9 protein-coding genes and 1 pseudogene are annotated in these 13257 nt (G+C 69.8%); 6 read left to right on the top strand and 4 right to left on the bottom strand.

Going from position 1 to position 13257, the window contains the following annotated elements; all coding sequences use genetic code 11:
• Positions 1 to 218: 218 nt before the first annotated feature.
• Complete coding sequence (locus NUG21_RS14735) at positions 219 to 485, bottom strand: DUF2798 domain-containing protein (protein ID WP_019797218.1); 267 nt, start codon at positions 483 to 485, stop codon at positions 219 to 221.
• Between the two features lie 142 nt (positions 486 to 627).
• On the opposite strand from NUG21_RS14735, the pseudogene NUG21_RS14730 reads away from it, so the two are divergent.
• Positions 628 to 1561 (top strand): annotated as a pseudogene (locus NUG21_RS14730) (LysR substrate-binding domain-containing protein).
• 21 nt (positions 1562 to 1582) lie between these two features.
• Here NUG21_RS14730 and NUG21_RS14725 read toward each other — a convergent pair.
• Positions 1583 to 2851 (bottom strand): cation:proton antiporter, encoded by a 1269-nt coding sequence (locus NUG21_RS14725; protein ID WP_263391264.1) that lies wholly within the window; start codon positions 2849 to 2851, stop codon positions 1583 to 1585.
• Between the two features lie 175 nt (positions 2852 to 3026).
• On the opposite strand from NUG21_RS14725, the gene NUG21_RS14720 reads away from it, so the two are divergent.
• The 4 genes from NUG21_RS14720 (at position 3027) to NUG21_RS14705 (ending at position 8974) form a co-directional block, all read left to right on the top strand.
• Complete coding sequence (locus NUG21_RS14720) at positions 3027 to 4157, top strand: dipeptidase (protein ID WP_263391263.1); 1131 nt, start codon at positions 3027 to 3029, stop codon at positions 4155 to 4157.
• A 186-nt stretch (positions 4158 to 4343) separates the two neighbouring features.
• Positions 4344 to 5597, top strand: coding sequence for a right-handed parallel beta-helix repeat-containing protein (locus tag NUG21_RS14715; protein ID WP_263391262.1), 1254 nt, complete (start codon positions 4344 to 4346; stop codon positions 5595 to 5597).
• A 555-nt stretch (positions 5598 to 6152) separates the two neighbouring features.
• Positions 6153 to 8216 (top strand): elongation factor G, encoded by a 2064-nt coding sequence (gene fusA / locus NUG21_RS14710; protein ID WP_263391261.1) that lies wholly within the window; start codon positions 6153 to 6155, stop codon positions 8214 to 8216.
• A gap of 275 nt (positions 8217 to 8491) precedes the next feature.
• Positions 8492 to 8974 (top strand): hypothetical protein, encoded by a 483-nt coding sequence (locus tag NUG21_RS14705; RefSeq protein WP_019797604.1) that lies wholly within the window; start codon positions 8492 to 8494, stop codon positions 8972 to 8974.
• Positions 8975 to 9281: 307 nt separating this feature from the next.
• Here NUG21_RS14705 and NUG21_RS14700 read toward each other — a convergent pair whose 3' ends face one another.
• Entirely contained in the window at positions 9282 to 10871 is a 1590-nt protein-coding gene (locus tag NUG21_RS14700; protein ID WP_263391260.1) for an alpha-N-arabinofuranosidase, read from the bottom strand.
• A 390-nt stretch (positions 10872 to 11261) separates the two neighbouring features.
• Between NUG21_RS14700 and NUG21_RS14695 the strand changes: the two genes are divergently transcribed.
• Positions 11262 to 12344: an aldose epimerase family protein gene (locus NUG21_RS14695; RefSeq protein WP_263391259.1), complete on the top strand. Its 1083-nt coding sequence runs from the start codon at positions 11262 to 11264 to the stop codon at positions 12342 to 12344.
• Between the two features lie 94 nt (positions 12345 to 12438).
• On the opposite strand, the gene ccsA is transcribed toward NUG21_RS14695, so the two are convergent.
• Positions 12439 to 13233: a cytochrome C assembly family protein gene (gene ccsA / locus NUG21_RS14690; protein ID WP_160947674.1), complete on the bottom strand. Its 795-nt coding sequence runs from the start codon at positions 13231 to 13233 to the stop codon at positions 12439 to 12441.
• Positions 13234 to 13257 lie beyond the last annotated feature (24 nt).

Raw genomic sequence — 13257 nt, 5'->3', positions numbered from 1 at the left:
GGCGCGTCGCTTCCATTCTGTGGAGCGGCTTCAGGCCGTGGCTAACAAGGACGGAAAGCGTGCTGCAGGAGCGGCTTTCGCCGCGATGGGCTCGACCGGACACGCCCCGCCGCGGCCCAAGCCGCTCCCGCACCCTGCATCCGCTCGGTTGCGCGCAGCGGAGATCGGATGTGGCACTTCAGTCGCTGTCGCGCTGCAACGACGGCAGCCACCACTGCTCAGCGCGGCGAATGCACGGTCGCCGCCACCAGCCGCATCACCAATGGCCGTACCACCAGGATGCAGCAGAACGCGGTCGGCATCGCCAGCCGGTACGCGTCGAGCACGCGCTGTACATAGTCCTCGCCGAGTCCGGCATTGGCCGCGGTGATCACCAGGCACATCAGCATGGCCATGATCGCGGCCATGTAGAAGGCGAAGACGAAGGGCGTGGTGCGGACGTCCAGCTTCGGGCGGCTGGACGTTGCGGTGTCGAAATCCTGCATGAGCGATGCCTCGGTGGTCGTTGCGGCCTGGCGGCGCGGGAGGCGGCACGTTAGCAAGGTGCCTGCAGGGTCGGTAGGCGCGGGCGGCTTGCGACTTTGTAAACTGCAACTTACGAATGCATCGCGTATAGCTGCTCGTACAGTGAACCTTCTCCAGTCCATCCGCAGCTTCATCCACACCGCCGAGGCCGGCAGCGTCGCCGGCGGCGCCAAGGCCCTGGGCGTGAGTGCGGCTGCGGTGAGCCAGAACATCGCGCGCCTGGAAGCGCACCTGGGCATGCGCCTGCTCAACCGCACCACGCGCAGCCTGGCGCTGACAGAGCGCGGCGCACTGTACCTGGCGCAAGTACGGCAGGTGGAGCAGGATCTGGAGCGTGCGCGGCACTCGATCGCCGACCCGCAGGCGGCACCGGAAGGACGGCTGCGCGTGGCCAGCACCGCCGCGTTCGGGCGGCACGTGCTGGCGCCGCTGCTGCCATCGCTGGCGGCGCGATACCCACGCCTGTCGATCGAGCTGCTGAGCGCCGATCATCGCGTCGACCATGCGCAGGAGGGGGTGGACGTGAGCATTCGCATCGAACCGCAACTGCAGGATGGTCTGGTCGCGCGCTGCATCGCTGCGGTGCCGTTCGTGTTCTGTGCGGCCCCGCAGTACCTGGCGCGCGCCGGCACGCCGACGGCGCCGGAGCAACTAAAGGACCACGCCTGCTTGCTGCTGCGTTGGCCGGTGGATGGTCCGCTATCTGCGCTGGGGCTTCGTCCGCGACGGGCTGCGCTTCGATGCGGAGGTGACAGCGGCGCTCGTCGGTGACGACATCGATGCGCTCGCTAGCATGGCGGCCGCCGGCGGCGGCATCACCCGGCTTGCGACGTTCGTGGCGCAGCCCTACCTGCAGCGGGGCGCCTTGCGCGCCTTGTTCGAAGACACCGCCGCCGGCGCGGCCAGCCCCATTCCCGAACCGATGCGGCTGTACCTGTGTGTGGCCGACCGCCACGACTTCACCCCGAAAGTGCGCGCCTTGCAGGAGCACCTGATCGCCGGGCTACCGCCCGCGTGGCGCGCCCCTGCTGCGTAGGCGCAGGCCGCAGGCATCGCGCTACGACCGGCCGCCGGCCACCGCCGGCGCCGCCTCGCCCGCATCGACACGGCGCATCACCCAGTTGAACAGCGGCGTGGCCATCAGCGTGGAGGTGATGGCCATCAGCACCAGGATCGAGAACAGACCCTGTTCGATCACCCCGGCCTGCAGGCCGATGTTGATGATGATCAGCTCCATCAGGCCGCGCGCGTTCATCAACGCGCCGATCGCCATCGCATTGCGGTTGTTCTCGCCGCTGAGCCGTGCCGCAGCCCAGCAGGCAATACCCTTGCCCAGGAACGAGGCCAGCAGCACCACGCCGGCGGCCAGCAGGATCTGCGGATCCAGCAGCACGCTCAGTTCGGTCTTGAGGCCGGAGAAGGTGAAGAACATCGGCAGCAGGAACACCACCACGAACGGCTGCAACTGGTCGCGCAGCTTCTCGGTCAGCGCGCCCTTGGGCAGGCAGGCGCCGAGCAGGAAGCCGCCGAACACCGCGTGGATGCCGATCGCATCCATCGCCCAGGCGCTGGTGCAGAACAGCATCAGCACCACCGCCAGCACGCCGGCGCTCAGCGGCTGGTCGGGGGGCACGTGGTCGGCCAGGCGGCGCAGCCAGTGGCGGCCGACCAGCAGCATGAACAGCGCATAGCCCACGCCGCCGCCGATCGCCAGATAGGCGCTGCCCCAACTGCCGCCGAAGCTGGCCAGCACCACCGCCAGGATGCACCAGGCCGCGGCGTCGTCGACCGCGCCGGCGGTCAGCGCCAGGGTGCCCAGCGGGCTGCCGGTGAGGCCGCGCTCGTGGATGATCCGCGCCAGCATCGGGAACGCGGTGATGGCGATGGCCGCGCCCAAGAACAGCGAGGCCTCCAGCAGCTTGGTCTTGGTCGAGAACAGCCCCGGCACGTGCAGCAGCCACGGCGCCAGCACGAACGCCAGCACGAACGGCACGGCGATGCCGGCCAGCGACACGCCCATCGCGCTGCGGTAGCGCGTGCGGAAGTGGTCGCCGCGGAAATCGGTGCCGACCAGGAACATGTACAGGCCCACGCCGAACTGCGCGGCCACGTACAGCATGTCCAGGGTCGGCTTGGGAAACAGCGCCTGCTGCAGGTCCGGCAGCAGCGCGCCGAACAGCGATGGCCCCAACGCGACGCCGGCGATCATCTCGCCGACCACCTGCGGCTGGCCCAGGCGCCTGGCCAGCAGGCCGACCAGGCGGCACACCAGCAGGATCACCGCCGCCTGCAGGAAGAAGTACACCGACATCTGCGGGGTGGTCATGGGCGGCCGTCCTGGAAGTGTCGGCGGATGATAGGAGGCCGGGGCCGCGAAATCCATGCGGGCGCCGCTTCACGTGGTGAGTGGGGCGGGTTCGCGGTATGGCGCCTCGCGCGCGCATCGCGCATGCTCGTCACCCATGCGGACCGACACCGCAGGACGCACCGGGGAGCGAGCGATGAGCAAGGGATGGACGCGGCGGCAATGCCTGGGCGCCGGTGCCGCGGGCGCAGTGGCCGGTTTGCTGCCAGGGGCGGTCATCGCCAGCGCCGCCGCTGCCGATGCGAGCGATGCCGATGCGCTGTACCGGCACGCGCTGGTGCTCGATGCCAATGCCCTGGCCTCGATCGGGCAGGTGTTCGAGGGCGCGGATGCGCCGCAGCTGCTGCAGCAACTCCGCGACTCCGGCGTGTCGGCGCTGAAGACCACGCTGGGCGGTGCGGCTGGCGACTTCGAGGCCGCCGTGCAGGACATCGCTGCCGCGCAGGCGCTGGTCGAGCGTTATCCGCAGCACGTCCTCAAGGTGCTGCGACCGGCCGACCTGCGCCGCGCCAAGCGCGAGGGGCGCGTCGCGCTGATCTTCTCCTTCGAGTCGGCGGCGATGCTGGAGGACAAGCCCGCGCGCATCGATCTGTTCCGCCAGCTCGGCGTGCGGGTCATGCAACTCACCTACAACCGCACCACGCCGTTCGGCGTGGGCTGCCTGGACGGCGAGACCGGCGGCGTCACCGCGCTCGGCCGCGACGCCATCGTGCGCATGAACCGGCTCGGGGTGGCGCTGGATCTGAGCCATTCCAACCTGCAGACCACCCGCGACGGCATCGTCCTGTCGCAGCGCCCGCCTGTCATCACCCACTCCGGCTGTGCCGCGGTGTTCGCGCATCCGCGCAACAAGCAGGACGCCGAGCTGCGCGCCCTGGCCGGCAAGGGCGGGGTGATGGGCGTCTACATGCTGCCGTTCCTGACCGAGGACAGCCGCCAGCCGCAGCTGGCCGACTACATGCGCCACCTGCAGCACGCCCTGGACGTGTGCGGCGAGGACCATGTCGGCATCGGCACCGACTCGCTGTTTTTCCCGATCACCGAGCAGGACCGGCACGCGTTCGAGGCGGACCTGGTGCAGCGCCGCCGCGACGGCATCGGCGCCCCGGGCGAGAACCGGCTGCCCTATCTGCCCGACGCCAATACCCCGCGCAAGCTCGAACGCGTCGCCGACGCACTGCTGCGCCGGGGGTACAGCGCCCGCGTCGCCGACAAGGTGCTGGGCCTGAACTTCGAACGGGTCTTCGGCGAGATCTGGAACGTGTGACCCCGACCGACCCCAGACAGCGCATCGCTGCCTCCGGCATGATCGCCGTCGCTGGCCGGTGCAGGCTGAAACTTTTTTCGGATCACATGCGCTACCGCCGATGCGGCTTCTTCAGCAGCCCCCTTTTCACCAAGACGAGAGATGGACATGCAACAGCATTCGAATGGACAGCGGCCCGCGGCGGGAATGTCGCGCCGTGATTTTTCCCGCTTCATGGGCCTTGGCGGCATGGCCGGGGTGGCCGCGCTCGCCGGCGTGGACGTCGCCGGCGCCAACACCAACACCAACACCAACACCAACACCAACACCACGCAGGCAGCGGCAACATCGTCCGCCATCGTCAACGTCAAGGATTTCGGCGCGGTCGGCGATGGTGCCAGCAACGACCAGCCGGCGATCCAGGCGGCCCTGGACAGCGTGGGTACCGATGGCGGCTACGTGTTCTTTCCCGCGGGCTCCTATCGGGTGGACGCGCCGCTGTTCGTGAAGAGCAAGGTCAACAGCGCGGCCGGTTTCGTGGTGGCCGGCGCGGGGCAGAACTGCGCCATTCGCGCCGGCGACAACTTCCCGGCCAACGTGGCCCTGGTCTACGTGCTCGGCGGCAATGCCGCACTGTTCGACCTGGGGCTGGATGGCATGAACCGCGCGCAGAACGGCGTGGAGTACGCGTACTCCGCACCGGATCGTCCGGACGACCGCACCATCCTGATCCGCGGCGTGGCGTTCTCGCGGTTCCTGTCCAACGGCTTCCACTGCGTCGGCGGCGAGGGCTACCAGATCCGCGAGTGTTTCTTCAATTCCATCGGCGACTACGCGGTCTACAACCGCGACGGCGGCATCAATTCGTTCGTCGAGGGCAACTACATGCTCGGCTGCGGGGGCGTCTATCTGGGGTCGACGTCGGCGCAGCCGGAAGGGGTCAGGATCGTCAACAACACCATTCTCGCCTCCGCCGGTTCGGGCATCGGCGTCTATGTCGACCGCGGCATGGAGATCAACATCTCGCACAACGTGATCGACCAGGTCAAGGTGGCTTCGGTGCAGGCCACCAACAACAGCTCCTACGTCAAATGCATCGGCAACTGGCTGTCGGGGCAACCCGGCACGGTGGTGTGCTCGTTGAGCCAGGACGCCAACTCGATCACCTTCGCCGACAACACCTTCGAAGGCGGCGACTTCCAGTTGTCGGTGGTCTCCGACACCGTCGGCCGCATCCACGACATCACCGTCCACAACAACATCTTCAACAACACGCGCGACACCGCGATGTTCTTCAACAACATCTCCAGAGTCAGCATCATCGGCAACCATTGCCGCTCAAGCGGCAAGGAATCGCTGTTCTGGGGTGGCGGCCAGTACGGCGTGGCGATGGGCAACGTGCTCTGGAAGGGCCCGAACGCCGCTGCCGGCTTGGTACAGAACACCAACATCGGGTGGTGATGCGCGCATCGCGCCGGTGCCGGCAGGCCCTCTGCCGCACCGGCGCGACGATTCGAGGCGGTGCGAGCGGAATGTTCCGCCCCATGGCGTCGGAGGGGCGTACGGCAGTACGTCCGTGCGGCTTCGGCATTGAGTGCATGCGCGCCAGCGTTGCACGCACCGCCTCCGAGCGTTCCAGCGGCGCCGCGTCGCCCGCATTGACCGGGCCCTCGCACAGGTTCAGACTTGTCGCCCTCATTCGCACCCATCGTCACGCCGCCATGCCGTACGCACCGCTGCTGATATTGCCCAACGCCCTGCGCGTCAGCGCAGGCCGGGTGCGCCTGCCTGAAGGAATGGACGACGCCGTGCGCTGACGCCGGCCATCGCCGATCCGCCGCAGACAAGCACCCGATGGGTGCTTTTTTTATGCCTGTTTTTCGCTGTTCCACCGTTCCGACACGCCAAGGAGAACGTGCCATGCACTACGCCGCCGAACCCGAAACCTAGCCGCATGCCCGCCTCGCCAACCGGGGCATGCGGCTTCCCCAGTGTTGGCAATGCGGAACCTCTCTCATGAACACGAACACCCTTTCCTGCTGGCGCAACCTCGGCATCATCGCCCACATCGACGCCGGCAAGACCACCCTCACCGAACGCCTGTTGTGGGCTGCCGGTGCGATCCATCGTCTCGGCGAAGTCCACGATGGCGCCGCCACCACCGACTTCTCGGACATCGAACGCGCGCGCGGCATCAGCATCGGCGCGGCCGCGGTGCAGGTGCAGTGGGCGCCCGCCGGGCAGCCGACGCATCGCCTGACCCTGATCGACACCCCCGGGCACATCGATTTCGCGATCGAGGTGGAACGCTCGCTGCGCGTGCTCGACGGCGCGGTCGCGGTGTTCTCCGCGGTCGACGGCGTGCAGCCGCAATCCGAGACCGTGTGGCGGCAGGCGCGTCGCCACGGCGTGCCGATGCTCGCGTTCGTCAACAAGATGGACCGTGCCGGCGCGTCGTTCGACGGCGTGCTGGCGCAGTTGCGCAGCAAGCTCGACGCGACGGTCTGGGCGGTCGGCGTGCCGTTGCCGGGCGACTCCGGCTTCGACGGCTGGAGCGACCTGGTCGGCGGCCGCCTGCTGACCTGGGACGACGAGGGGCAGCTGCACACGCGCGCCTGGCATGCCGAGGAGGCAGCCGCGTTCGCGGAGGCGCGCGAGCAGTTGATCGCTGCGGTGGCCGAGCACGACGAGGCGCTGGCGCAGGCCTATCTCGAGGAACGCGCGATCGACGCCGAGCTGCTGCGGGCTGCGCTGCGCCGGGCCACCCTGGCCGGCGCCGGCGTGCCGGTGCTGGCCGGGTCGGCGTTCAAACGCAAGGGCATCGAGCCGTTGCTGGACGCGATCGTCGACTGGTTGCCGTCGCCGCTGGACCGCGCGCCGGTGGCTGCGCGGGCCGACGCCGACGGCGATGCGGGTGGCGAAGGCGGACACGAGACGTTGCTGGCGCCGGATCCGTCCGGTCCGTTGGCGGCGCTGGTGTTCAAGTTCGCGCATACCGCGCAGGGCCCGCTGGCGTTCGTGCGCGTGTACTCGGGCACCTTGCGCGTCGGCGACACGGTGTGGACGTCGCATGCCCGGCGTCCGCGCCGGGTCGGGCGGCTGGCGGTGGTGCAGGCGCAGCGGACCCACGACGTCGCGCAGGCCGAGGCCGGCGAGATCGTCGCCGTGCTCGGCTGGAAGGACGCGGTCAGCGGCGAGACGCTCAGCGGCGTGCAGGCGCGGTGGGTGCTGGAACGCATCCGCACGCAGCCGCCGGTGCTGGCGTGGCGGCTCGGCGCGGCCAATGCGGCCGAGCTGGTGCGGCTGGGTCAGGGCCTGGCGCGGCTGGCGCAGGAGGATCCGTCCTTCCGCGTCGACAGCGATCCGGAGACCGGCGAGGCGGTGATCTGGGGCATGGGCGAGTTGCACCTGGAGGTGATGGTGGAGCGCTTGCGCAGCGAGTGGCACGTGGACGTGCGCACCGGTGCGCCGCGCGTGGCCTACCAGGAAACGCCGCGTGCGGCCGCGCTGGGCGTGGCCGCACGGCTGTCCAAGCAGAACGGCGGCCAGGGCCAGTTCGCGCAGGTGGTGCTGGATGTGCTGCCGCGCGCGGACGGCGCGGTGACCTTCGCCGACCGCAGCCGCGGCGGCGTCGTGCCGAAGGCCTTCGTCGCCGCCACCGAGAAGGGCGCGCGCGCGGCGCTGGCGCAAGGCCCGCTGGGTCATCCGGTGGTCGGTGTGGAGGTGGTGCTGGTCGATGGCCAGGCGCATGCGGTGGATTCGTCGGACCTGGCGTTCCAGCGTGCGGCGTCGGACGCGGTGAAGGCGGCGCTGGCGCAGGTCGGCACGCAGTTGCTGGAGCCGGTGATGGCGGTGGCGATCGACACGCCCGCGCACAGCGTCGGCGACGTGCTCGGCGATCTGCAGCGGCGCGAGGGACGCGTGGTGGCGATCGAAGAGCGTGGGGCCCGTGCCGAGGTCGTGGCGCAGGCGCCGCTGGCGCAACTGCAGGCCTATGCCACTGCGTTGCGCTCGCTGACCCAGGGACGGGCATCGGCGAGCATGACCTTCGACGGCTATGCGCCGGTCAAGGCCGCGTGAGCCGGATTGCCATCCGGCAATGCGGCAGGAGGACGAGGAGCCGGTTCGCCGGCTCCTCTTTTTTGCGCGGCAAGCAACACCGCGACGCGGTCGCCAAGCGGGCGTGGACGGCGCTGGCGATCCTCACGGATCACGTGTCCACTGCGGTTCCTGTGCAGTGTCCGCGCCCACTTGGTGACGGCGCGCGACCGTTTTGTTCGCCACGCGTATGCCCAGTGCTTGCGTCCGCGTCGCGAACCGGGCTTCATAGCCGGCCCCGATCGCCGGAGCCGCCCATGCATCGCCGTCTTGCCCTCCTGACTCTGCTTGCCCTGCCGCCGGCGCTCGCCGCGGCGCAGCCGCCGGCATGTGCGACGCCGCTGCAGATGGCCGAACGCCTGTACAAGGCGCGCGATTTCTACTGGCAGCCGCAGAACCTGGACGGCTTGCTGACGCCGGCCTTCGCGCACGCGTTGCAGGCCGACCAGCGCTGCGCCGCGCGCGAGGGTGTGTGCCGGCTGGACTTCGATCCGTGGACCAGCGCGCAGGACGGCGAGATCCAGGGCGCGCCGTCCTTCACCCTGGTCTCGGGCGGTTCGCAGGCCACCGTGGTGGAGGTGCGCATGGACTACCGGCTCGCGCTCGGCGGCCGCGCGGCGCGGGCGTGCTCGGTCAAGATCGAGTTGCAGCGCCGCGGCAACGGTTGCTGGGCGGTCAGTGACCTGGTCGCACCGGACGGTCAGTCGCTGTTCGCGTTGCTGACTGATCCGGAGGACTAGCGCGGAGGAGGTCGCGCCGCCCAGGACTCCAGCCCTCTGGTGGGAGCGGGGCGAGTGCGCCGTGCGCATGTGAGCAGTTCGCCCTCACTGGCGGGGAGGTGAGGGATGCGCTGGCACGTAGCTCTCCCTCGCGTGCGCCTTCGAGCGGCGGCTTGGGCTGGAATGGATGTGCGGCGCGACCGACCCTCACCCCAACCCCTCTCCCGGGGGGAGAGGGGCCAGGAGCGCGCACCACGTGTGCGTCGTGGCATGCATCCAGGGTCTGCTGCGCGACGCAGCAGGGGGAGGGCGCGACAGTAGCCTGCGACTACTGCAGCTTCAGCATCACGATCGCCTTGGCCGGCAGCGCCACCTGCAACGTATCGCCGCGCACGTGGGCGCCGTCGAACGCGGCCGGGCGCACCGCCTGCGGCTGGGCGAAGGTGTTGAGCGCGTCGATGGTCGGGGCGGTCAGGATCTGGCCGCTGACGCCGCGCGCCTGCACGCCGTCGACCTGGACCGCGACGTTGGCGCTGCGGTTGGGGGCCAGATTGGTCAGCGCCACGTAGACGTGCCCGTCCTTGGCCCGCACCGCCGAGCCGTGCACCGCCGGCACCGTGTAGCCGGCATGCCGGTAGTCCGGCGTGCCGATCTGCAGCGGCAGCGCGGTCGCGTCCTGGTACGGCTTGTACAGCATGAAGACGTGATAGGTCGGCGTGAGCAGCATCTTGTCGCCGTCGGTGAGGATCATCGCCTGCAGCACGTTGACCATCTGCGCGATGTTGGCCATGCGCACGCGGTCGGCATGCTGGGCGAAGATATCCAGGTTGAGCGAGGCCACCAGTGCGTCGCGCAAGGTGTTCTGCTGGCGCAGGAAGCCCGGGTTCACGTCGGGCAGGCCCTTGTACCAGGTGCCCCATTCGTCGACCACCAGCGCGACCTTCTTGTCCGGGTCGTACTTGTCCATGATCGCGCTGTGCTTGGTGATCAGCTCGTCCATCAGGAGGGTGCGCGACAGCGTCTCGATCCAGGCCGCCTCGTCGAAGCTGGTGGAGGAGGCGCGCGGCGGCCAGCCGCCGGGGATGGTGTAGTAGTGCAGGCTGAGGCCGTCCATGAACTTGGTGGCCTCGCGCATCATCACCTCGGTCCAGTGATAGTCGGCATCGCTGGGGCCGGGCGCGATCTTCATGATCTTCTGGTCGGCCGGCGCCTTGATGAAGGTCTGGTAGCGGCGGAACACGTCGGCGGCGTATTCGGCGCGCATGTTGCCGCCGCAGCCCCACAGCTCGTTGCCGACGCCGAAGAACGGCACCTTCCACGGGTCCTGGCGGCCGTTGCGGCGGCGCTGTTCGGCCAGGGTCGAGCGGGTGGGCGCGGTCATGTATTCCACCCACTGCGCCATCTCGCCCGGCGCCGCGTCGCCGACGTTGCCGGCGACGTAGGCTTGCGTGCCGAGCAGTTCGGTGAAGTCCATGAACTCGTGGGTGCCGAAGCTGTTGGGTTCCTCCACGCCGCCCCAGTGGGTGTTGACGCTGGTCGGGCGCTGGCTGCGCGGGCCGATGCCGTCGCGCCAGTGGTACTCGTCGGCGAAGCAGCCGCCGGGCCAGCGGATGTCTGGGACGTCCAGCGCCTTCAGCGCGGCGACCACGTCGTTGCGGTAGCCGCGGGTGTTGGGGATCTTCGAGTCCGGGCCGACCCAGACGCCGCCGTAGATGCCGGTGCCGAGGTGCTCGGCGAACTGCCCGAACAGGTGGCGCGACACCGTGGGGCCAGGGCGGTCGGCGCGCAAGGTGCCGCGCACCTCGACGTCGGCGGCCTGCGCCAGCGTGGCGGCCAGTGCCAGGCCGAGCGTCGCGGCGATCAGCGGCAGCCGCCGCCAGCGCACCGCACGCTGCTTCAGGAAACGGGGCGAACGCATCGGGAACTCCTTGTCGGGTAGGCGCGCCGTCGCCAGCGCTGCGTGGGAGTGACGGCCGGCACGCGGCCTCGGTGTAGCGCTGAGGGGATATCGCGTCCAGGGAGGCAATCCGGGCGATCGCGTCTGCGCCGCTCGGTACGGTGTGCCTGGTTCCCCTGTCCATCCCCCGGCCCGAGCATAAAAGACACGCCGACGGCGGACCAATGCCCAAATGCGCCGCCGCCATATCGGAATTGCAATGCGCGGCGTGGTGCCGCAGCGGGTGCGTCGCGCGAATGTGCGCGCTATCGCACAGCGCAGCGCCGATGCTCGCGTGGCGATGGCCGTGCCGCGCCATCGCTGGTTATGCTGCGGGCCCCGCGCATGCGCACACCGACTCCAGGCCCCTGCATGTCCTCGCTCTTCGGTCATCTTCCCGACGGTACTGCCATCCAGCGCGTGGTCCTGGACAGCGGCGACGGCCTGCGTGCCGAACTGCTGACCTACGGTGGCCTGTTGCGCAGCCTGCGCCTACACGGCACGCATGGCGAGACCGACCTGGTGCTGGGGCTGCCGACGCTGCAGGACTATCTGCAGGATCCGGCCTACCTGGGCGTGCTGGTCGGGCGCTTCGGCAACCGCATCGCTGGCTCGGCTTTCGCCATCGATGGCCGGCACTACGCGGTCACCGCCAACGAGGGCGCCAATCACCTGCATGGCGGCGCGCTGGGCTTCGGCCGCCGGGTGTGGACGGTGCTGGCGCAGACCGCGCGCACGCTGCAGTTGCGCTACGACTCGCCGGCCGGCGAGGAGGGCTACCCGGGCAACGTCGCGGTGGAGGCGACCTACCGCGTCGACGGCCGGTGCCTGAGCGTCGAATTCGTCGCGCACACCGATGCGCCGACCCCGCTCAATCTCACCCATCATCCCTATTTCAACCTGGCCGGCGACGCCGCGGTGCCCGCCGCGGCACAGTGGCTGCGGGTGCCGGCCGATCGCTACCTGCCGGTGCGCGACGCGGCGCTGCTGCCGCGTGGCGAGGTCGCCACGGTGGCCGGCACGCCGTTCGATTTCCGCCAGGCGCGCGCCATCGCCGACAAGGACATCGCCGCCGATCCGCAGCTCTCGCTCAGTGCCGGCTACGACCACTGCCTGGTGCTGGCCGACGGCCACGATTGCACCGCGCTGCTGTATTCGCCGCACAGCGGCGTGGCCATGCGCATCGCCAGCCCGATGCCGGCCGTGCAGCTGTACGAGGGCCAGGGCCTGGACCGGCAGCACCCGACGCTGGGCCGCGGCATCTGCCTGGAGCCGCAGGGCTATCCTGACGCGCCGAACCAGCCGGGCTTTCCCGATTGCATCCTGCGTCCCGGGGAGGTCTACCGGCATCGCATCGTGTACCAGTTCGCCGAGGTCGGCCGCGACGCGGCGTGGGCGACGGTGGAGGCGGCGCTGGCGGAGCGAGGGTGGCGGTTGAGGGGTGGCATGCCGTAGGAGCGGCTTCAGCCGCGACCGGACACTCCCAGGAATGCCCGGTCGCGGCTGAAGCCGCTCCTGCAAAAACACGCGCCGCGCTAGCCTGGTCAGGCTACTGCGCGTGCCCCAGCACCAGTTCGATCACGAACTTGCTGCCGAAGAACGACAGCAGCAGGAGCACCATTGCCGCCAGGGTCCAGTGCACCGCCTTGACCCCGCGCCAGCCGTAGCGCCAGCGGCCGAACAGCAGCGCACCGAACACGATCCACGACAGCACGCTGAGCACGGTCTTGTGCACCAGCCGCTGCGCCAGGAAATCCTGCACGAACAGCACCCCGGTCAGCAGGGTCAGGGTCAGCAGGATGAAGCCGACCACGATGGTGCGGAACAGCAGCGTCTCCAGCGCGGTCAGCGGCGGCAGCGCGCGCAGCCAGGGATGGAAGTCGCGGCGCCGCAGCGCGCGTTCCTGCAGCCACAGCATCACCGCCAGCAGGGCGGCGATGCCCAGCGTGGCGTAGGCCAGCAGCGCCAGCCAGGCATGCAACTGCAGTCGCCAGTCCAGCACCGGCGCCGGCTCGTGGCCATAGCCGTGGTAGGCCAGCAGCAGCGCCGCCGACAGCGGGAACACCACCACGCCCAGTGCAGCCATGCGCCCGCTGGCGCCGACCAGCGTGGTCATCAGCGCCATGCCCAGGCTGACCAGCGACAGCGCGGCGAAGAAATGCATGTCCGGGCCGCCGGCGGTGTGCAGGGCGACCTGCACGTGATAGCCGGCGTGCAGCGCCACCGCCGGCAGTGCCGGCCACAGCCAGGCGCGGCTGCGGTCCACCCGGTCGCGCACCACCGCGGCGATCAGCAGGCCGGTGGCGGCCAGGTACAGCAGGGTGGCGAGGACGGTGATGAGCATCGCGGCAGTTTCGCATATCGGACA

Origin of the sequence: Xanthomonas sp. CFBP 8445 (assembly GCF_025666235.1) — a bacterium.
Taxonomy (GTDB): Bacteria; Pseudomonadota; Gammaproteobacteria; order Xanthomonadales; family Xanthomonadaceae; genus Xanthomonas_A; species Xanthomonas_A indica.
Note: the sequence above shows the minus strand (reverse complement) of the source record. Positions and strands in the feature narration are given on the sequence as shown.

Coding starts and splice junctions, on each gene's coding strand:
- NUG21_RS14695 (WP_263391259.1), top strand. CDS start 11,262: ATGTCCTCGCTCTTCGGTCATCTTCCCGACGGTACTGCCATCCAGCGC.
- NUG21_RS14700 (WP_263391260.1), bottom strand. CDS start 10,871: ATGCGTTCGCCCCGTTTCCTGAAGCAGCGTGCGGTGCGCTGGCGGCGG.
- NUG21_RS14715 (WP_263391262.1), top strand. CDS start 4,344: ATGTCGCGCCGTGATTTTTCCCGCTTCATGGGCCTTGGCGGCATGGCC.
- NUG21_RS14705 (WP_019797604.1), top strand. CDS start 8,492: ATGCATCGCCGTCTTGCCCTCCTGACTCTGCTTGCCCTGCCGCCGGCG.
- ccsA (WP_160947674.1), bottom strand. CDS start 13,233: ATGCTCATCACCGTCCTCGCCACCCTGCTGTACCTGGCCGCCACCGGC.
- NUG21_RS14720 (WP_263391263.1), top strand. CDS start 3,027: ATGAGCAAGGGATGGACGCGGCGGCAATGCCTGGGCGCCGGTGCCGCG.
- NUG21_RS14735 (WP_019797218.1), bottom strand. CDS start 485: ATGCAGGATTTCGACACCGCAACGTCCAGCCGCCCGAAGCTGGACGTC.
- NUG21_RS14725 (WP_263391264.1), bottom strand. CDS start 2,851: ATGACCACCCCGCAGATGTCGGTGTACTTCTTCCTGCAGGCGGCGGTG.
- fusA (WP_263391261.1), top strand. CDS start 6,153: ATGAACACGAACACCCTTTCCTGCTGGCGCAACCTCGGCATCATCGCC.